Annotated in this window: 19 protein-coding genes and 1 tRNA gene; 7 read left to right on the forward strand and 13 right to left on the reverse strand. The window is 66.1% G+C overall.

Features of this window, described 5'->3' with window-relative positions:
* Positions 1–7: 7 nt before the first annotated feature.
* The 6 genes from pdhA to SLQ31_RS24155 are packed head-to-tail and all read right to left on the reverse strand — an operon-like array spanning position 8 to position 7123.
* Positions 8–1057, reverse strand: a complete 1050-nt coding sequence (pdhA, locus tag SLQ31_RS24130) for a pyruvate dehydrogenase (acetyl-transferring) E1 component subunit alpha (RefSeq protein ID WP_319436665.1) — start codon at positions 1055–1057, stop codon at positions 8–10.
* A gap of 59 nt (positions 1058–1116) precedes the next feature.
* On the reverse strand, positions 1117–1935 hold the full coding sequence (locus SLQ31_RS24135; protein WP_319436666.1) for a CoA ester lyase: 819 nt from the start codon (positions 1933–1935) through the stop codon (positions 1117–1119).
* Positions 1935–2423: a MaoC family dehydratase gene (locus SLQ31_RS24140; protein ID WP_319436667.1), complete on the reverse strand. Its 489-nt coding sequence runs from the start codon at positions 2421–2423 to the stop codon at positions 1935–1937. The genes SLQ31_RS24135 and SLQ31_RS24140 overlap by 1 nt, the downstream gene beginning before the upstream one ends.
* Positions 2424–3584 (reverse strand): acyl-CoA dehydrogenase family protein, encoded by a 1161-nt coding sequence (locus SLQ31_RS24145; protein WP_319436668.1) that lies wholly within the window; start codon positions 3582–3584, stop codon positions 2424–2426.
* A 12-nt stretch (positions 3585–3596) separates the two neighbouring features.
* Positions 3597–5570 carry an acetyl/propionyl/methylcrotonyl-CoA carboxylase subunit alpha gene (locus SLQ31_RS24150; protein ID WP_319436669.1) on the reverse strand — a complete coding sequence of 658 codons (1974 nt, stop codon included), beginning with the start codon at positions 5568–5570 and terminating at the stop codon, positions 3597–3599.
* Positions 5571–5572: 2 nt separating this feature from the next.
* Positions 5573–7123: a carboxyl transferase domain-containing protein gene (locus tag SLQ31_RS24155; RefSeq protein WP_319436670.1), complete on the reverse strand. Its 1551-nt coding sequence runs from the start codon at positions 7121–7123 to the stop codon at positions 5573–5575.
* Positions 7124–7219: 96 nt separating this feature from the next.
* Between SLQ31_RS24155 and SLQ31_RS24160 the strand changes: the two genes are divergently transcribed.
* Complete coding sequence (locus SLQ31_RS24160) at positions 7220–7846, forward strand: TetR/AcrR family transcriptional regulator (protein WP_319436945.1); 627 nt, start codon at positions 7220–7222, stop codon at positions 7844–7846.
* Here the strand turns inward: SLQ31_RS24160 and SLQ31_RS24165 are convergent.
* The 3 genes from SLQ31_RS24165 to SLQ31_RS24175 all read right to left on the reverse strand — a co-directional run bounded on the left by SLQ31_RS24165 (position 7843) and on the right by SLQ31_RS24175 (position 10196).
* Positions 7843–7998 (reverse strand): DUF6131 family protein, encoded by a 156-nt coding sequence (locus SLQ31_RS24165; RefSeq protein WP_108053704.1) that lies wholly within the window; start codon positions 7996–7998, stop codon positions 7843–7845. The genes SLQ31_RS24160 and SLQ31_RS24165 overlap by 4 nt on opposite strands.
* Positions 7999–8038: 40 nt before the next feature.
* Positions 8039–8248 carry a hypothetical protein gene (locus SLQ31_RS24170; RefSeq protein WP_319436671.1) on the reverse strand — a complete coding sequence of 70 codons (210 nt, stop codon included), beginning with the start codon at positions 8246–8248 and terminating at the stop codon, positions 8039–8041.
* A 61-nt stretch (positions 8249–8309) separates the two neighbouring features.
* Positions 8310–10196 carry an alpha/beta hydrolase family protein gene (locus tag SLQ31_RS24175; RefSeq protein WP_319436672.1) on the reverse strand — a complete coding sequence of 629 codons (1887 nt, stop codon included), beginning with the start codon at positions 10194–10196 and terminating at the stop codon, positions 8310–8312.
* 127 nt (positions 10197–10323) lie between these two features.
* Between SLQ31_RS24175 and SLQ31_RS24180 the strand changes: the two genes are divergently transcribed.
* On the forward strand, positions 10324–11073 hold the full coding sequence (locus SLQ31_RS24180; RefSeq protein WP_319436673.1) for an MmpS family transport accessory protein: 750 nt from the start codon (positions 10324–10326) through the stop codon (positions 11071–11073).
* Here the strand turns inward: SLQ31_RS24180 and SLQ31_RS24185 are convergent, their stop codons facing one another.
* On the reverse strand, positions 11074–12390 hold the full coding sequence (locus SLQ31_RS24185; protein WP_319436674.1) for an MFS transporter: 1317 nt from the start codon (positions 12388–12390) through the stop codon (positions 11074–11076). It abuts the gene before it with no gap.
* A gap of 23 nt (positions 12391–12413) precedes the next feature.
* On the opposite strand from SLQ31_RS24185, the gene cmrA reads away from it, so the two are divergent.
* The gene (cmrA, locus tag SLQ31_RS24190; protein ID WP_319436675.1) at positions 12414–13220 is read left to right on the forward strand and encodes a mycolate reductase; all 807 of its coding nucleotides are present in this window, start codon (positions 12414–12416) and stop codon (positions 13218–13220) included.
* Here cmrA and SLQ31_RS24195 read toward each other — a convergent pair whose 3' ends face one another.
* Entirely contained in the window at positions 13221–14792 is a 1572-nt protein-coding gene (locus SLQ31_RS24195; RefSeq protein WP_319436676.1) for a helicase HerA-like domain-containing protein, read from the reverse strand.
* A 75-nt stretch (positions 14793–14867) separates the two neighbouring features.
* On the opposite strand from SLQ31_RS24195, the gene orn reads away from it, so the two are divergent.
* Positions 14868–15503 (forward strand): oligoribonuclease, encoded by a 636-nt coding sequence (orn, locus tag SLQ31_RS24200; RefSeq protein WP_319436677.1) that lies wholly within the window; start codon positions 14868–14870, stop codon positions 15501–15503.
* A gap of 44 nt (positions 15504–15547) precedes the next feature.
* A tRNA-His gene (locus tag SLQ31_RS24205) sits at positions 15548–15620 on the forward strand.
* A 43-nt stretch (positions 15621–15663) separates the two neighbouring features.
* Here SLQ31_RS24205 and SLQ31_RS24210 read toward each other — a convergent pair.
* A complete protein-coding gene (locus SLQ31_RS24210) occupies positions 15664–16749 on the reverse strand; it encodes a GGDEF domain-containing protein (RefSeq protein WP_319436678.1) in 1086 nt (361 codons plus the stop codon).
* Between the two features lie 432 nt (positions 16750–17181).
* Here SLQ31_RS24210 and SLQ31_RS24215 point away from each other — a divergent pair, with 432 nt between their 5' ends.
* Together SLQ31_RS24215 and SLQ31_RS24220 are read left to right on the forward strand one after the other, a co-directional pair.
* Positions 17182–18456, forward strand: a complete 1275-nt coding sequence (locus SLQ31_RS24215) for a hypothetical protein (RefSeq protein ID WP_319436679.1) — start codon at positions 17182–17184, stop codon at positions 18454–18456.
* A gap of 155 nt (positions 18457–18611) precedes the next feature.
* Positions 18612–19049 (forward strand): hypothetical protein, encoded by a 438-nt coding sequence (locus tag SLQ31_RS24220; protein WP_319436680.1) that lies wholly within the window; start codon positions 18612–18614, stop codon positions 19047–19049.
* A gap of 3 nt (positions 19050–19052) precedes the next feature.
* Here the strand turns inward: SLQ31_RS24220 and SLQ31_RS24225 are convergent, their stop codons facing one another.
* Positions 19053–20033, reverse strand: coding sequence for an amidohydrolase family protein (locus SLQ31_RS24225; RefSeq protein ID WP_319436681.1), 981 nt, complete (start codon positions 20031–20033; stop codon positions 19053–19055).
* Positions 20034–20036 lie beyond the last annotated feature (3 nt).

The raw sequence follows: 20036 nt of genomic DNA on the forward strand, positions 1-20036 counted from the left end.
ATGCCTCCTAAGCCAATTCGGCGCGCAACTGCGCACGCTGGGCGGACAGCTCGGGGGTGATCTCGGCGTAGACGTGGTCGAACAGCTCACCCACATCCGGGTCTGGGGCGTCAACCACCGCGTCGCGAAGCTCCGTACGTAGTCGCACAGAGCGGGCTTGCACCCGCTGTTCGACTCGCTCGGTGAGGAGCCCGTTCTGGTGCAGATAGGTGCGGTAGCGGCTGATCGGATCGCGGGCGGACCACTCCGCGAGTTCTGCGGCAGTGCGATACCGGGTGGCGTCATCGGAGGTGGTGTGCGGTTCCATCCGGTAGGTCACCGCTTCGATGAGGGTGGGTCCGTCACCGGCCCGCGCTCGTTCGGCGGCTTCGGCCATCACCGCGTAGCAGGCCAGAATGTCGTTGCCGTCCACCCTGATTCCGGGCATTCCGTATCCGATTGCACGGTGGGCGATGCTGGGTGCGGCGTACTGGCGGCTGGCCGGCACCGAGATCGCCCACTGGTTGTTCTGGATGTAGAACACACACGGCGCCTTCTCGACCGCGGCCAGGTTCATCGCCTCGTGCGAATCGCCTTCGCTGGTGGCCCCGTCACCGAGGAAAGCCACCGTCAGTGAATCTTCGCCCAGCCGTTGGGCGGCCATCGCCGCGCCGACGGCGTGCGGTGCGTGGGTAGCGATGGGAATGGCGATCGGTGCGCAGCACTTGCTGGTGAAATCCAGGCCACCATGCCAGGCGCCGCGCCAGACGGCGGCCACGTGGGAGGGCGCGATGCCCCGGACCAGGAAGACACCGAGTTCACGGAACTGCGGGAACAGCCAGTCGGTCTTGCGCAGGGCTGCCGCCGCACCGATCTGCGCGGCCTCCTGGCCACGGCAGGAGGCGTAGAGCGCCAGCTCACCCTGGCGTTGCAGATTGACGAACTCGGCGTCGAGATCCCGAGTGACAACGAGGTTCTCGTAGAGCCAGACGAGGGTTTCTGCCGGCAGGTCGCGACGATATCGACTCTCGGCAGTCGCGCTTCCGTCTGGCGCGATGAGTTGAATCGGCTGATCCATAACCGCCTCCTCTGCCGGTGCAGGGGCGGTCGGAGCAAACCTGTTGTGGCAGGCTCCAGCTAGCGGCCGGGGTCGGGCGCTAGTTGGACTATGCGCTCTGCTCGCCGAAGCACCGGGGCATCCACCATTATGCCCTCGAATTGGAAGACACCGCGTTCATCGCGGGCCGCCTCAAGCACGTGTCGCGCCCAACCTACCTGCTCAGCGCTGGGAAGGTAGCCCTCCCTAATCACCGCAATCTGGCTAGGGTGGATGGCCACTTTGGCGTCGAAACCAACGGCCACCGCGTCGTCGACCTCGCCACGCAGACCGTCCAGATTCTTGATGTCGAGGTACACCGAGTCCAGTGCCAGCCGGCCGTAGGCCTTGGCGGCCAGCAAGCTCTGCGACCGCACGTGCCGTGCGACTTCCCGGTAGGAGCCGTCGGGATAGCGATTGGCGGTGCCGCCCAGAACCGCGAACAAGTCCTCCGCGCCCCACATGACGGCGAATGCGTTGTCTGCCCGGGTCGAGTCGACGACATTGAGCGCGCCCAACGGGGTTTCGATCAGCACCACGACATCCAGGGGTGCCAGTGCAGCCACCTGCTCGCGCGATTCGGTCTTGGCCAGCATGACCGTGGTGTACGGCGTGCGGGCCAGCGCTTCGAGGTCGAGCGGATGATCGGGTGTGGTCGACGGGTTGACCCGGACGACCGTGCGACCGGGGTCGAGCTGGGTCGCCAGCAACGCTTCGCGGGCAGCCTCTCGATCCTTGGCCGCCACCCCGTCCTCGAGATCCAGGATCACGACATCGGCTGCGGCAGCGGCCTTCTCGAATCGCTCAGGGCGATCTGCGGGGCAGAACAGCCATGCGGGTCCCGGGTTGTCGAGTGCCATCAGGCGGGCTTCTTTCGCACCATGGTCTTGCGGCTGGCGGTCGCGACGATGTCACCGTGCTGGTTGCGCGCGGTGTGCGCGAACGTGACGATCCCTTCGCCCGGCCGGCTCTTGGACTCGCGCTTGTCGGTGACGACGGTCTCGGCATACATCGTGTCGCCGTGGAAAAGCGGCTTGGGGAAGGCGATGTCGGAGAAGCCGAGATTGCCGACGATGGTGCCCTGCGTCAGCTGTGTGACCGAAAGGCCCACCATGGTGGACAGGGTGAACATGGAGTTCACCAGCCGCTGGTTGAACGGCGGCAGCGCGTCGGAGAACGCCGCATCGAGGTGGAGCGCCTGGGTGTTCATCGTCAGCGTAGTGAAGAAGACGTTGTCGGCCTCGGTGATCGTGCGGCCGGGGGCGTGCACGTAGCGCACCCCGATCTCGAACTCCTCGAACCACAAACCGCGTTGGACGACGACCTTCTCCTCGGAGGACTCGCTCACCTACAGTCCCATCTGCCGGGCGATGATCATCAGCTGCACTTCGGTTGTCCCTTCGCCGATCTCGAGGATCTTGCTGTCCCGGTAGTGCCGAGCCACCGGGTACTCGTTCATGAAACCGTAGCCACCGTGAATCTGAGTGGCGTCACGGGCATTGTCCATGGCGGCCTCACTGGCGATCATCTTCGCGATCGCCGCCTCCTTCTTGAACGGCTTGCCTGCCAGCATCAGCGCCGCCGCGTCGTAGTAGGCGGTGCGAGCCACATGGGCGCGGGCCTCCATCCGGGCGATCTTGAACTCGATTGCCTGGAACTTGCCGATCGGCTGGCCGAACGCAGCACGCTCGGCGGCATACTTCACGCTCTCGTCGACACAACCCTGGGCCGCCCCTACCGAGAGGGCCGCGATAGCGATTCGCCCCTCATCGAGGATCCGCAGGAAGTTGGCGTAGCCGCGGCCACGCTCGCCGAGGAGATTCTCCTCCGGCACCCGGACGTCCTCGAACGTCAGCGGGTGGGTGTCCGAGGCGTTCCAGCCGACCTTGTTGTAGGCGGGCTCGGCGGTGAAGCCGGAGGTCGGCACCGGCACCAGGATCGAGGAGATCTCCCGGTTTTCGCCGGAGCCGCCAGTGACTGCGGTGACGGTGACCAGCTTGGTGATGTCGGTGCCGGAGTTGGTGATGAATTGCTTGGAGCCATTAATAACCCAGCTCGCCCCGTCCAATTTCGCGGTGGTCTTGGTGGCGCCCGCATCGGTGCCGCCGCCGGCCTCGGTGAGGCCGAACGCGCCGAGGGCCTGCCCGCTGGTCAACTGCGGCAGCCATTCCTGCTTCTGCGCCTCGTTGCCGAACCGGTAGACCGGCATCGCACCCAGCGACACCCCGGCCTCGAGCGTGATCGCCACGCTTTGGTCGACCTTGCCGAGTTCCTCAAGCGCCAGGCACAGGGCGAAGTAGTCGCCACCCATGCCGCCGTATTCCTCCGGGAACGGCAGGCCGAATAGACCCATCTCGGCCATCCCGGCCACGACCTCGTAGGGGAACGTGTGCTGCGCGTCGTGTTCGGCGGCGACCGGGGCGACCACGGCGCGCGCGAAGTCACGGACGGTCTTGGCGAGCTGTTCGTATTCCTCGGGAAGCGTTCCCGTGGACAGGAAGTCAGTCATGTCGTACCTTCTCTACTTCTCACTTTTCGGGGTGGCGGTGACCTTGGCCAGCAGCTGTCCCACTTTGACCTGATCGCCAACGGCGACATGCAATTCGACGACCCCGTCGACGGGCGCGGTCAGCGAATGCTCCATCTTCATCGCCTCGACGGCGACGACCACGGTGCCTGCGGTGACCTCGTCACCGTCGGAAACACCCACCGCCACCACCGATCCTGGCATCGGGCTGATGAGCTCGGCGTCACCGCCGACCTCGTCGTCGGGGCGCACGGGCGCTTCGCGAACCTCATCCAGCACCACCGTTCGGCCCGCACCGGCCAGCCAGATCTGGTGGCCGTCGGCAGCTACGGTGTAGGTGCTGCGAATTCCGTCGACCGTGACGGCAAGTTCGTCGTCTAACTGGGCTGACAGCGAACAGCTTTCACCGTCTTCGATGCGGGCGATTGCACCGGCCGGTGTTCCGGTGATGTGGACGTGGTCGGTGCGTTCACCGTTACGCAGGCGAACGGTAGTCGGCGCGTGCGCGCCGATCCGCCAGCCGGACGGCACATCCCACAGATCAGCCGATACGGTCGGCCAGCGCTGCAGCCAGCGGTAGGCCGCCGCGGCGATGAATGCCTGGTCGCCGGCCGGCTCGCCCGTGAACACGGTGCGATCGATAAGGCCGGTGTCGAGTCGGCCCGCCACCACGTCGTCGTCGGCCAGCAGGAACCGCAGGAATTCGATGTTGGTGCCGACGCCCAGTACCGCGGTCTGCGCTAGCGCACGGTCAAGCGTGCGCAATGCGGCAGCGCGGTCCTCGCCGTACGCGATCACCTTCGAGAGCATCGGGTCGTAGTCGCTGCCGACCGTCATGCCTTGCGACAGGCCGGAATCCACTCGGATTCCAGCACCGCTCGGCTCGAGAAGGCCGAGCACCGGACCACCGGTGGGCAGGAAGCCTGCGGCCGGATCCTCGGCGTATACCCGGGCTTCGATCGCGTGCCCGTCCATCACGATGTCGTCCTGGGTGAGGGGCAGCTTCTCCCCCGCCGCGATGCGCACCTGCCACTCGACGAGGTCGTGTCCGGTGACCATCTCGGTGACCGGGTGCTCGACCTGCAGCCGGGTGTTCATCTCCATGAAGAAGAACTCGTCGGGCCGGTCGGCGGAGACTATGAATTCGACGGTGCCCGCGCCGACGTAGTCGACGCTGCGGGCGGTGTCGCACGCGGCCGCACCGATGCGTGCGCGGGTGGCGGGATCCAGCAGCGGGGACGGCGCTTCCTCGATCACCTTCTGATGGCGGCGCTGCAGACTGCACTCCCGCTCGCCGAAATGCAGGACGGTCCCGAACGTGTCGGCAAGCACCTGAACCTCGATGTGCCTGGGCCGCAGGACGAACCGCTCGAGGAACAGGGTGTCGTCACCGAACGCCGCACCGGATTCACGTCGCGCCGCGGCCAGCGCGGCAGGCAGCTCGGCGGCGTCGTCGACGCGTCGCATGCCCTTTCCGCCACCGCCCGCGGACGGTTTGACGAGGATCGGGAATCCGATGTCCCCGGCGGCCTCGACGAGATCGGCGTCCGTCAGTCCGGGGCGAGCGATGCCGGGCACCACCGGAACCCCGAACGCCGACACCGTGGCCTTGGCGGCGATCTTGTCGCCCATGGTGCGAATCGCGCCCGACGGCGGCCCGATGAATGCCACCCCGGCGCGTTCCAGTGCCGCGGCGAAATCGGAGTTCTCCGAAAGGAAGCCGTAGCCCGGATGGACGGCCTGCGCGCCGGTGCGCAGTGCCGCATTCACCACGGCGTCGATGTCGAGGTAGCTCTGCCGGGCCGGCGGGGGTCCGATGCGCACGGCGACGTCGGCCTCGGTGACATGGCGGGCGCCGGCGTCGGCGTCGCTGTAGACGGCCACCGAGCGGATGCCCATCGACTTCAGCGTGCGGATGACGCGCACCGCGATCTCGCCACGGTTGGCGACCAGAACAGTAGTAAACATCGTCACATCCTGAAGACGCCGTAGGACACGGACTCGACGGGCGCGTTGGCGGTCACCGAGAGTGCCAGCCCCAGAACAGTTCTGGTGTCGGCGGGATCGATGACGCCGTCGTCCCACAGCCGTGCGGTCGAGTAGTACGGATTGCCCTGATGTTCGTACTGCGCGCGGATCGGTGCCTTGAAGGCTTCTTCTTCCTCGGGTGTCATCTCTGCGCGCACGGTGGCCAGCACCGAGGCCGCCTGCTCACCGCCCATCACCGAGATCCTGGCGTTGGGCCACATCCACAGGAACCGTGGGGAATAGGCCCGCCCGCACATGGAGTAGTTGCCGGCGCCGTACGATCCGCCGATCACGACGGTCAGCTTGGGCACCCGCGCACACGCCACCGCCGTCACCATTTTGGCGCCGTGCTTGGCGATGCCGCTGGCCTCGTAGTCGCGGCCGACCATGAAGCCGGTGATGTTTTGCAGGAAGAGCAGTGGCACCATCCGCTTGTCGCACAGTTCGATGAAATGCGCTCCCTTGAGCGCGGATTCACCGAACAGCACGCCGTTGTTGGCGACGATGCCGACCGGATGACCGTGGATGTGGGCGAATCCGGTGACCAGGGTGGTGCCGTATTCGGCTTTGAATTCACTGAATTCGCCGCCGTCGACGATGCGGGTGATCACCTCGCGCACGTCGTAGGGCACCCGGGCGTCAACCGGGACGACGTCGTAGAGCTCGTGCTGGTCGGCGATCGCGTCGCCGTCGGGCCGGACATCCCACGGCCGCGCTTCACGTGGCCCGAGCGTGGCGACGATGCGTCGGACGATGCGCAGTGCATCGCGGTCGTCGTGGGCCAGATGATCGGTGACACCGGAGGTTTTGGAATGCAGGTCGCCGCCGCCGAGCTCCTCGGCGGTCACCACCTCACCGGTGGCGGCCTTCACCAGCGGCGGGCCGCCCAGGAAGATGGTGCCCTGATTGCGCACGATGATGGCCTCGTCGCTCATCGCGGGAACGTAGGCGCCACCGGCAGTACAGGAGCCCAGTACCGCGGCGATCTGCGGGATGCCCGCCGCGCTCATGGTGGCCTGGTTGTAGAAGATCCGGCCGAAGTGGTCGCGGTCGGGGAAGACCTCGTCCTGGCGTGGCAGGAACGCACCGCCGGAGTCGACGAGGTAGAGGCATGGCAGCCGGTTCTGCAGCGCAATCTCCTGAGCGCGCAGATGCTTTTTGACCGTCACCGGGTAGTAGGTGCCGCCTTTGACCGTCGCATCGTTTGCGACGATCATGCATTCCCGCCCGGAGACCCGGCCGATGCCGGTGATGATCCCGGCGGCCGGACATTCGTCGTCGTACATGCCGTCGGCGGCCAGCGGGGCCACCTCCAGCAGCGCACTACCGGGGTCCAGCAATCCGTCCACTCGGTCGCGCGGCAGCAGCTTGCCGCGCGCGACGTGTCGCTCACGTGAGCGTTCCGACCCGCCGAGCGCTGCCGCGGCCAGCTTGCCGCGCAACTGCTCGACGAGTTGCAGATGCGCCTCACGGTTGGCGGCGGCTGATGTCATCGTCGATGTCCCATCGAATTGAGTTAATGACGACTAACTCGTGTAACGTTAGTGAAGATTAACCGAAACGTCCAGACGTCTTGTCGGAGGCCCCCCATCGACACTCCCACGCGCCGAAGCAGGCAGAAGTCGGATCGCCGATCTGCCCTGTTGGCCGCGGCGGAGCGATTGATGGCGGAGAGGGGCTTCCAGGCCGTGCGGCTCGAGGACATCGGCGCCGCGGCCGGGGTGAGCGGCCCCGCGATCTACCGGCACTTCCCCAACAAAGAAGCACTCCTGGTCGAGCTTCTGGTCGGCATCAGCACCAGGCTGCTGGCCGGGGCCCGCACCGTCCTCGCCGAGACCGATGAGCCTGCCGCGGCACTCACCGGACTGATTGAATTTCACCTCGACTTCGCCCTTGGCGAATCGGATCTCATCCGTATCCAGGACCGTGACCTGGCACATCTGCCGATCTCGGCACAGCGTCAGGTCCGGCGTGCACAGCGCAGCTACGTCGAGATCTGGGTGGGCGTGCAGCGTGAAGCGCATCCCGACCTCGATGAGGCCGACGCCCGATTGATGGCACACGCGGTGTTCGGCCTGCTCAACTCGACCCCACACAGCATGAAGCCCCTGGCGGCCAAGGGGGCCGACCAGGGGCGTTCACGCGATGTCCTCCGGGCTATGACGATGGCGGCGTTGTCATCGGCCGACCATCACGCCCGCGATGGCGTTGGTTAATACCAGTTCCGCCTGCCGCCGACCGGTCGTCCGACGCTGCCCAGCAGCCACAGAACCGCACCGACGACGAGCAGGATGACGCCGATGGTCCAGAGAATCTGAATATTCAGAACGAACCCAAGGATGAGCAGGATTGCTCCGAGAACGATCATTGCTTCCTCCAGATAGTCACTTACTGAACTCTTTTCGTCGCTACTGGCTAGGCTTCGGCAGGTTGCAGCTCGCAACGGTGGGATTGACTCCCGCGTAGTTGAGCGGTCCCGCCACCACCGTCAGGGCAATGGACCCCGCGGTGGCGCAGTTGGCTTCGCTGTTGGAGAAGTAACCGCGCTGCCAGGTAGCGAAGACTCCAATCACAAGCCACACGATCACAATCGCGCCTAGGATTCCCCGACCAGGCATGGTGTCCTCCTTGAACGTCCGCAACAGTTGGCGCACAAGGTTTTACCCATCCGACAGTTTCCTAAACCTGACGCCTGTCAAACGCCGTGGCCAGCCAATCAGCCACCGCACGGGCCAGCGCGGCGTGGTTCTCGCGCTTGACGATTTCGTGCCCATCATCCTCGAAGAGCAGATAACGCACGGCGCGACCGCGTTTTCGCAATGCTTCGACGATTTGCTCGGATTCGCTGACCGGAACGTTGGTGTCGGTGCCGCCGTGCACCACCAACAGCGGGGCGACCAGCGCGTCTACTCGTTGCAGCGGTGACAGCGCGTCGAGTAGCTCGCGCTCAGCGATCGGATGGCCGTATTCCGGATAGGATTCCGCCGCGATCCACGCTTCGGTGTTGCGGTAAAACGTGCCCAGATCACTCATCCCGCAGATGCTGACGCCGGCGACGAACAGATCCGGATGGAACGCCAGCGCCGCCATTGTCAGATAGCCACCGTAAGACCAACCCGCGCAGGCGATCCGGCCTGGATCGGCCAGGCCTCGCATGGCGAGATACCGGGCGCAGTCGGCCACGTCGTCGATGGCGGCGAATCGCTTGTCTTTGTCGTCGGCATGAGCGAATTCGCGACCGTGACCACTCGAACCTCGCACGTTCGGGGTGAACACCGCGATTCCCTCGTCAAGCAGCCCCGGGAAAATCTCGCTGTGCGAGGGGCGGGCCTCCCCCTCCGGGCCGCCGTGCAGATAGATCATCGTGCCGGTCTGCTCGACACCGGCCGGCGGGCAATACAGCCACCCGGACAGCGAACGACCATCGCGCGCGATCACCGTGTGAAATCGGGGGCGGGCAGAAGTCGGGCCGACGCTGGGTTTGCGGTCGATGCGTTCCCACTCCCGGGATCGGGGGTCGACGAGTTCGACGGTGCGAGGCAGGTCGGCGCCTTGAACCGTGAGGGCAACCATCGATCCGCCTGCGCTGATGGACAATTCGCCCGCGACCAGGTTGGGCAGCGGGATGGGTTCGCTCATTGTCATGTCGGCAGGATCGAGTATTTGTAACTCGCTGCAGCCGTTGATGTTCCATAGCAGAGCCACGGTCGACAGATCGTCGCTGACCACGAACTCGTCGAGGTCGTGGCCCGGACGCTCGGCGACCACGTGATAAGCCACCCCGCCGGGAGTGACGGTCACTTCGAGGAGACGACTGTGCGCCGCGCCGTTATCGCTGCGGATCAGCGCGCGCACGTAGCCGTCTGCGCCGTCCGGGCCGTAGGTGTACGCCGGGTGATACAGCGTGGTGTCCTCGCCGTCAGGCCCCGACCGCAGCCGCCGGGGCTGATGGTCATCCAGGATCACCCCCATATCGGTACATGAGCCGGGATCCGAAGGTAGCAAAGCGATTTCAGTCATGCCCGTCCGCATGATCAGCTCGCGATAACCCCGGGGACCCACCCGGATCAGTGCCGAACCGGCCCAGGCGTCGACGAGTCGGCCGCCGGACCGGCGATCCAATACGGTCACGCCGCCGTCGGCAGGGTCAATCAGGCTGGACTGGCCGACACCGTCCTCACCCGTGAGGATCGCGCAGACCTTGGTGCCGTCCCAGGCGATCAGCTCGGCGGTGCCCGCCATACCGTCCTCGCCCATGCCGTCGATACGGCGGGCCAGCCGGTCGTCGGGGTCGGTGGTGACCACCCAGATCTGACTTCGGCTGCTGCCCGCCGGGGCGACCTGGCACGCCAGCCAGTGACCGTCGGCGGAGTGGATGACCCTGGTCACCGGCCCGTGCACCGGCAGTTCGACGTCGCGCGACGAACTGGCCCGCCAGCCCCGCAAAAACCGCTGGACGGCACGCGGGTATCCGCCGTCGTCGACGATGTGGGCGAACGCCGTCGCGTCGGGCGACAGCGATGCGCCATAGGTCGCGCGAACATCCGGTTCCACTCCGCCTCGCATTCCACTCAACTATCAGTTACTCGGTATTACGTTCCACGGTCCTCACCGGTGGTAAACACATGCAGAGCTAACAGGGATCGCACGGGGGCTGCCACGCGCAGGTAGCCTGGGCAACCATGAGGTGGGCATGAACGATCCGCGTCGACCAGGGTGGTCTGACCCGACGCAGGCCGGGGGCGGGATTCCACCGAACACCGATCCCGCTTACGCCGGCCAGTACTACGGAACCGGTTATGGCGCGCCAGGGTACGGCCAGGGTGGCACACAACCCACCGAGCAGCTGCCGTCGTACTGGCACCAGGGCGGGGCTCACCCGCCCGGCGAGCCGCCCCAGCCGCCGCCTGGTCCGCCCAAATCGCCGAAATGGTTGTGGATCCTCGCGGGCGTCGCGGTGCTCCTCGTGGTGGGGTTGGTCATCGCTCTGGTGATCGTCAGCAGCTCGGCCAGGGAGACGACGGTGGTGGCACCGCTGCCGCCGCTGTCCGACACGTCGTCCACACCGCCCCGGGCGTCCACCTCGATACCGACGACGACGCTGCCCCCGCTGCCCACGACGAGCGCCACTCCGGGCACGCCGACGGTCCCCGGTGGGGGCACCACCAGTCCGACGGGAACCGACACGGTCGTCTACAGCGTCGCCGGTGACGGCAGGGCGATCAACATCACCTACGTCGATACCGGCGGCATCATGCAGACCGAGTTCAACGTGATGCTGCCGTGGAGCAAGGAAGTCAGCCTGCCCGCGCCGGCACGTGCGTCGGCCAGCGTCGCTGTTGTCAACGTCGGGCGTGACGTGACCTGCAACGTTGCGGTCAACGGGACACAGGTGCGGGAACGCACCGGCCGCGGCCTGACGATCTGCACCGGCGCCGGTTAACTAGGCGCGGCCGTCGTTGGGCACCTTGACCAGGAGCATGCCCAACAGGCCCACGATCAGCACCACGCACAGCCCACCCAGGCCGGCACGGTCGGCGTGGAACGCGTCCACGAACACGAAGAACAGCCACGGCGCGAGGAACGACGCCGCCCGTCCGGTGGTGGTGTAGAGCCCGAAGGCGACCGCCTCCTTGCCCTCGCTGACCATGCGCAAGAGCACCGTGCGGGCCGACGTCGTGACGGGTCCGACGCAGAGCGCCAACAGCAGCCCGCAGATCCAGAACACGACGGGTCCGGAGAGCGACAGCAGGGTCAGGCCGACGGCGATCATCACCGTCAGCGACGCGACGATCACGGGCTTGCCCCCGATCCGGTCGTCAACGGGACCCGCGAGGACCGCGCCGAGTGCGGCCATCGTGCTGGCGATGACGCCGAAGATCAGCACGTTGGCCGGTGAGATTCCGTAGACACTGACGCCGAGCACCGCGCCAAACGCGAACACTCCGGCAATCCCGTCCCGGAAGATCGCGCTGACGACCAGGTAGTAGACCAGGTTGCGGTCGCGCCGCCACTCGTCGCGCAGGTCGTTCCACAACCGTCGGTAGCCGCCGAGCAGGCCGACGGACTGGGCCTCCGGGTCGACCGCCGGGGAGAAACTGTGCGCGGTGATCAGCAGCGGCAGGGCGAGCACGACGAACCACACTGCGGCCATCACCATCGCCGCCCGCACGTTCTGCCCGTCGGTGACCGAGACACCGAACAAGCCGCGGTGCGGGCCGTCCCCGGCAATGAACGCGACATAGATGACGATCAGTAGCGCGACGCTGCCGAAGTAGCCTGCGGCCGCCCCGATCCCCGAGATGCGCCCGGAGTTCTGCGGGGTGGTGAGCTGCCGCAGCATCGCGTTGTAGGGCACGCTGGCCAGATCGCCGCATGCCGCGGTTAATGCCAGCAGCACCAGGCCCATCGCGAAGAAGGCCGGGTCGGCCCGGATCAGGCTCATCGCCGCCGTGGACAGCACCGCCAACCCGGTCAGCAGCGTCAGCGCGGCGCGGCGCCGGTGCGGCGCCTGAACCAGCACCCCGGTGAGCGGAGCCAGCACCGCGACGGTCAGGCCGGCGATGGCCAGGGATCGGCCGAGCCAGCTGGCCGGTGAGGTGTCACCGCCCAAGCCCTGGCCGACCGTGCTGGTCAGGTACACCGAGAAGACGAACGTCGTGACGATGGCGTTCATGCCGGTGGAACCGCAGTCCCACAACGCCCAGAACAAGACTTTCGACCGGCCGGCGGTCTGGGCAACCGGCGGGGGGCTGGTCATGCGGGCCACAATATGCTTGCCGCATGCCTGTACCCGCACCCGCCCCGGACAGCCGAGCCGTCGTCACCGGTGCCTCCCAAGGCATCGGCGAGGCGCTGGCCACCGAACTCGCCGCGCGCGGCCACCACCTGATCATCACCGCACGCCGCGCCGACGTGCTGCACAACCTGGCCGCGCGGCTCACCGAGCGCTACGGGGTCATCGTCGAGGTGCGCCCGGTGGATCTTGCCGACCCTGCCGCGCGCACCGCCTTGGCCGACGAGCTGGCCGACCGCGAGATCTCGATCCTGTGCGCCAACGCGGGTACGGCCACGTTCGGCCCGGTGGCCAAGCTGGACCCCGCCGCCGAACAGGCGCAGGTTCAGCTCAACGTGTTGGGCGTGCACGATCTGGTGCTGGCCGTGCTGCCGGGGATGCTGGCCCGCAAGGCCGGCGGCATCCTGATTTCGGGATCCGCCGCCGGGAACTCGCCGATCCCGAACAACGCCACCTATGCGGCGAGCAAGGCGTTCGCCAACACGTTCAGCGAGTCGCTGCGCGGCGAGCTGAAGGGCTCGGGCGTGCATGTGACCGTGCTGGCGCCCGGCCCGGTGCGCACCGACGTGCCCGACCCTGCCGACGCCTCACTGGTGGACAAGTTGATCCCGGACTTTCTGTGGATCTCGGTGGAGCACACCGCGCAGCTGTCACTGGATGGCTTGGCGCGCAACAAGATGCGGATCGTGCCGGGGTTGACGTCCAAGGCGATGTCGGTCGCCTCCGGGTACGCGCCGCGCAGCATTGTCACGCCGATCGTCGGTTTGGTCTACAAGAAGCTGGGCGGCGACTAACTAGCGCCTCCGGCGACCCGTGCCGAAAATGCTGCGGGTGATCTCGCGGCCGATCACCGTGCCCGCCGAGCGCATCGCGCTCTTGAACGCCGGGCTGTTCATCACCTGATCGAGCACACCGGGCTCGGCCTTTTCGGGCTTCGGCATGGGCGGCAGATCGATTCCGGTCGGCATCAGCGGTGGCAGATCGACGGGCTCCTCAGGTGGCTTGGCCAACTTCGTCGCGAGTTTCTCGTAGGCGGACTCGCGGTCGACGGTCTGGCCGTACTTGGCGAACAGCGGACTGGATTGGGCAGCGGCCTTGATGGCGTCGGGTCCGATGGTGTCCATCAACGACTGCGGCGGACGCATCCGCGTCCACGCCACCGGGGTCGGCGCGCCACGTTCGGAGAGCACCGTGACGATGGCCTCCCCGATGCCTAGCGACGTCAAATCCGTTTCCAGGTCATAGAATTCGGTCTTGGGGTAGGTGCGCACCGTCTTGGACAGTGCCTTCTGATCGTCAGGGGTGAACGCCCGCAACGCGTGCTGGACGCGTGCACCCAGCTGGGACAGCACATCATTGGGCACGTCGGTGGGCAGCTGGGTGCAGAAGAACACACCGACCCCCTTGGACCGGATCAGCTTGACCGTCTGCTCGACCTGCTGCAGAAACGCCTTGGACGCATCCGCGAACAGCAGGTGGGCTTCGTCGAAGAAGAACACCAGCTTGGGCTTGTCGATGTCACCGACCTCGGGCAGGTAGGTGAACAGGTCGGCCAGCACCCACATCAGGAACGTCGAGAACATCACCGGCCGGGCGGCCTGATCGCCCAGCTCGAGCAGGGTGATCACACCGCGCCCCTGCGCGTCGACGCGCAGCAGATCGGCCGGGTCGAGTTCCGGCTCGCCGAAGAACGTGCCACCACCTTCGGCCTCAAGATTGACCAGCGCCCGCAAGATGACCCCCGCGGTCTGGGGCGACACCCCGCCGATCGTCTTCAGGACCTCCTTGCCCTCATCACTGGTCAGGTAGGTGATGACGGAGCGCAGATCCTTCAGGTCGAGCAACGGAAGGCCCTGCTGGTCGGCCCAGTGGAAGATCAAGCCGAGGGTGGATTCCTGAGTAGGGTTGAGCCCCAATACTTTTGAGAGCAAGATCGGCCCGAACGCCGAGATTGTGGCGCGCACCGGGACACCGATGCCGTCGGTGCCCAGCGACAGGAACTCGACGGGGAATGGCGCGCCGGTCCAGCCGTCGTCGCCGGTGTCCTTGGCACGCTGCAGCGTGCGGTCACTGGACTCCCCCGCCCGCGACAGACCGGACAGGTCGCCCTTGACGTCGGCCATCATCACCGGCACCCCGGCGGCGGACAGCTGTTCGGCGATCACCTGCAGCGTCTTGGTCTTGCCGGTGCCGGTGGCGCCGGCGACCAGGCCGTGGCGGTTCATCATGGCCAGCGGGATCCGGACCTGCGACGCGGGATCGGCCACCCCGTCGATCACGACCGACCCGAGATCGAGCGTCGCCCCCGTGCTCGCGTATCCGGCGGCGATCTGCTGGGCAGGAGTCGCTGTCGATTCGCTGGTCATCGGCCGACCTCCGTTGTTGCTCACGTGATGGCCGCTACGACACTACTTGGCCCTCTGGGCTTAGGGTTGAGCGCTGTGCGTGAAGAATTGGTGTGGATCGACTGCGAGATGACCGGCCTCGACCTGCGGACCGACAAGCTCATCGAGATCGCTGCCCTGGTGACCGACGCCGAGCTCAACGTCCTCGGAGACGGCATCGACGTGGTGATCCACGCGGACAACGAGGCGCTGGACGGCATGGTCGAGGTGGTCACCCAGATGCACCACCGGTCCGGGCTTACCGAGGAGGTCCGCGCGTCGACGATCGACGTCGCGGCCGCCGAAGCACTCGTCATGGACTACATCCGCGGCTACGTGAAGCAGGCCAAGACCGCACCGCTGGCCGGCAATTCGATCGCCACCGACCGCGGGTTCATCGCCAGGGACATGCCGACGCTGGACAACTACCTGCACTACCGGATGATCGACGTCAGCTCGATCAAGGAGCTGTGCCGGCGCTGGTATCCCCGGATCTACTACGGCCAGCCGGAAAAGGGACTCGCACACCGGGCCCTTGCCGACATTCAGGAGTCGATCCGCGAGCTGAAGTACTACCGGCGCACCGCGTTCGTGCCCCTGCCGGGACCGTCTACCAGCGAGATTGCGAACGCGGCCGCGGAGATCGACGGACCCGGCGGCGCAGATTCGGCCGTTGAGGCCGACAACGGCTAGTATCGACGACGCTGCTGCCGTCCCCAGGACGGTGTCCAGCGATGGTGGCTGTAGTTCAGTTGGTAGAGCACCAGGTTGTGATCCTGGCTGTCGCGGGTTCGAGTCCCGTCAGCCACCCAGCAGGTCAGGGGCCCTTTTGGGCCCCTGACCTTTTTCAATCTCAATTCACGTCGAGTAGTTCTTCGGTGACGTCGGGTAATCCGCTCGCATATCGGCTCTCGCCACGGCCCACCGCCTTCGCCGCGTACATCGCGAAATCGGCGTCATTGAGGATGGCGGCGCCGTCCCGCTCGTCGTGCTCACCGACCGGGGCGATACCGATGCTGGCCGTGACGTTCACAGCGGTATCGCCGATGCGAATCGGCGCAGCCAATGCGGCATGCAGGCGCTCGCAGACGTGGTCCAGCACGTCGCTCGTCGTCGGCCCGAACAGCAGCGCGACAAATTCGTCTCCGCCAAGACGGGCGACCAGGTCATCGGGGCGTACTGCCCGCTGCAGTCGTTCGGCGGCCGTCCGGAGCACCGTGTCGCCGGCTTCGTGCCCCAGTGAGTCGTTGATGTCTTTGAATCGATCGAGGTCGATGAACAGCGCGGCAGACAACGCGCCGCCGCCATCGCGGGTGACGGCATCCGAGATGCGGGCCAGCACGTATGCCCGGTTGGGCAGTCCGGTCAGGGCGTCGTGCGTGGCCAGATGGGCGAAGTATTCGTTGGCCGTGCGCTGCGTTGTGACTTCGTCAATCTGGCGGGCCTGCACATAGGTCGCCAGAAACGCCGCGCAACACAGGTAGGCATACAGCGCAACCAGGAACCAGGCCGCCGGCCAACCGATCTGCGCGGGGATCGAGGTATCTGCCACCAGCGTCCCGATGAACGCCACCACGCTGAGACCGAGGATGACCGCGGCGCGTCGCCACGACACTTCGACGATCACCATCAGCGGAAGGAGTCCGACGAGCAGCAGCGGCACGTAGCCACCCGTAGTCAGCAGGTGAAAGCCGGACAACGCCACAATATCGGTGATCGCGGTGGCGACCCGCCATCGAGGTCCCGAGATCAACTTGCCTGCCGGTGAGAGCGCGATAACGGCCGCGCCGACGGCAACCGAGGCGTACGCCGCGATCCACATGCATTGCGCGAGCCAGTCACCCGGCGCGGTCCCGACGATCATCGCGCCGACCATGATCAAGACGATGCCCACCCGCAGGAGGGCCTGACGGGCGCGGGCGAGTGCTATCAGGTCCATTGATCCCGCGTTACGCATGCGTCAATAATTTCACACGCGAACGCGAAGGGCCGACCGACACCCCAGGGCCCGCGGGCTCCCATGGCACGCCCAATTGTTTGCTGAATGACCTATTTATCACGCTTCATGAAGGTAGATGTAGGCATTACCAGCGGTATCACCATAACTGTACCCACAGCTTGCCGCTCCCCTGCGACGGCCATGACGCAGATTCATGCCCCAGCCGGGAGTTCCTACCCCGTCGGCCGCCTCTAGCTGCGAGGAAACCTTCGATTCCCTCCGTCGCCACCGCCTCCGGGCGCCGATTCCGGTCGGACAAGCACCGAAATGGTAAAGATTCTGTCTGATTCCGCCACTTAAGCGGGACAATTATTTGGGCATAGGTTACCGTCCAGTAATAGATTGCATTGATTAGCTGGGGAGGGCTGAATCATGGATTGCGATCAGATCGAAAACGGATCCGCAGGGTTCGCTGGGGATGATGAGCGTCTTGGTGTCTGGGTCGACAGGGTCGACGCCTACCTACTGGCGCTCGACGCTATCGACGCTGACGATCCGTTCGACTTCTGCGCAGAGGCCTGGGAGATCTGGCAGAGCGCCGTTGCCGCAGATCCCCCGCCTGAGACCAGCCCCGCGGTGCTCGTGGCCCTCGGCGGCCTGCAGGCCGTGGCACACGCCATGACGGCGTCGACGCTCGACTACTACCGCACCGCCAACGCCCGCGATCGCAAGACACTCTCGACCGTGCATGCGTCGCTGAAGGCTTGCCTGGGCACGCTGCGACGGGAGTCAGCCCAATGGTTGCTCGACGGTTTGCCGGCCGCCGAGGAGATAAAGGCACAGAGTGCAACGTTGGTGGCCAGTCTGCAGGCGACCAATACGCCTGGCGCCGCGCCCATATCGGCCACCGGAATTGTGTTCGACAAAGTGTGCGCGCTCACCGATACCGAGAACCGGCGGTACCGGGAAGCCTACGACCGGCTGCGAGGAATGCTGAACCGAGAGTCGTTGCAGCGCATCACCGATGAGAGCGACACCCTCTCGGACGTCGTGCACGAGATCGTCCTGGATCTGCAGGCCAGCCGAGGTTCCACGTTCGATGAGACCGTGATGGCCGAGCGCAAGACCAAGATCGAGTCAGCGTTGGTCTCGGTCACCGGCGCCTTGCAGAACCACCGCGAACAATCGATCAAGACCGCGGCGAGGACCTTCGGTTACGGCAGCCCGCGGGCCAAGGCGGTGGAAACACTGTTCGACGATGTCAGGCGGTCCTCGTTTGAGTACCGATGGTTGGACGAACTGCACGAGCCACTACAGAGCGGCGACCATGCCGCCGTGAAGTATCACTTCACCGCGCGGCGGTACGGCGAATCGGACGTGGACGTCCGGATGGATCGCGATTACATGGCCAAGTCCAAGAAGAAGTGGCTCGCTCCCGGTGAGCTGGCCGTGATGGCCGGCGACCCCAGTGTGCTCGACATGATCAAAGCGATTCAGCCCAAGGTGAATTCACTGCAGGGGCACCTCGACGCGATCCTGTATCCGAACGTGGCCGACGACGTTGCGGCCGTCAAAGAACTGATTGCGCGATTCGGGGGCCAGAAAGGCTTGGACGCCCTGCACTCCGCGCCCGGCTCCCTGGATAAGCCGTGGATGCCGCCGCATTTCTCGACACGCGTGCTCTCCTTCGTGCGAACTTTCGAATAGGCCGCCTCGGATGCTGTAACGCAACTCACTGTTCGCGCAGCAAACCCTTCCGGTTGAACTTGCCGCCTAGCGGGTACAGGGAGGTACCTGGCGGAAAACCGCAGCACAGGGGCTTGGCGTTCGGGGGGACGCAATCGCGGAAGGGACGTACGGACATGAGCGTTCGGCTACTGACAGAATTTGACGGAGCTGTTAGCCCGGGCATCTGGGTGGACCGCCTCGACGCCTTCGTTTCCGCGATCGACGCCATCGATGCCGACGAGCCGGTGGCCTATTGCGAGCAAGCCTGGGACATCTGGGACGGTGCCGTCGCCTCCGATCCCCTGCCCGACACCCACCCCGCCATGCTGATCGTCCTCGGCGTTCGGCAGGCACTGTCCAGCGTGATGGCATCCACCTACCGCCACTCAGCCGAGGCCCGAGGACGGGTGACGCTGACGGCCGTGCACGCCTCACTGACCGAAGAGCTGGCCGACGTTCAGCGTGAGTGCGAGCGTTGGCGCCGCGAAGGCCTGCCGTCCGCCGCTGAGGTCCGGGCGCGCAGCGCTCTTGCGGCGACCGGCCTGCACGTCATCACCAAGCGGTCGGCGTAGGCCTCACCGTCGCGGGATCTTGTCCCCGAACAACCTCAGCGCGTTCTCGCCGGCCACCTTGTGCCGGACGTCGTCGTCCACCTGCAGGTCCCTGAGAAACTCAGCGCCGGTCACGTTGTCGTCCATCGGGTAGTCCACCGAGAACATCAGCCGCTCAGGACCCATCACGTCCAAGGCGCAGCCAAACGCGATCGGGTTGAAGTTGCCGCTCGTCGTGATGTAGAAGTTGTCGCGCAGATACTCCGATGGCAGCCGGGACAATCCCCCGCCGTCAGCGCCGCCGCCACCGAGTCCGTAGTAGCGGTCGATGCGGTAGGCCGCGTACGGCAGCATCTCGCCCAAGTGGCCAAGGATCATCTGCAACCGGGGGAACTTGTCGAATAGTCCGGAGTAGATCAGCCGCAGCACGTGCGTGCCGGTTTCGGCGGCGAAGCCCCACGAGGCAAGGTGCAGGCCATCTTTCACGTACGGGGCGAACCAGGCCTCCATCACGGCCGGGTGCGGCGTGGTCGGATGCAGGTAGATCGGCACGCCGAGTCGCTGCGCGCAGTCGAACAACCCGAGGTACGCGGGATCGTCGAGATACCGGCCGTGGGTGTGCCCGTTGATCAGGCCGCCGACCAGACCGAGATCGCGCACCGCCCGTTCCAGTTCGGCGGCCGCGGCGTCGGGATCCTGAGTGGCCAGGGTGGCGAAGCCACCGAACCGGTCCGGGGTGGCCCGTACCGTCTCGGCGAGGTCGTCGTTGGCGCGCCGCGCGTGGTCTACCGCGCGGGCGGTGTCGTCATCGTCCTGGACGCCGGGATCGAACAGCGACAGGATCTGGAAATCGATTCCGGCGGCATCCATCTGCTCCAGCCGCAGCGGGCCGCGGTCGTAGAGCCGTTGGTGTGCGGTGACATTGTGGGTTTCGAGCCAGGTGCCGACGACATTGTCGGCACTGACCGGGTCCCATGCGTAGTGCTCTTCGAGGGCGATCAACACGGT

Origin of the sequence: Mycobacterium sp. RTGN5 (genome assembly GCF_033804465.1) — a bacterium.
Lineage (GTDB): Bacteria > Actinomycetota > Actinomycetes > Mycobacteriales > Mycobacteriaceae > Mycobacterium.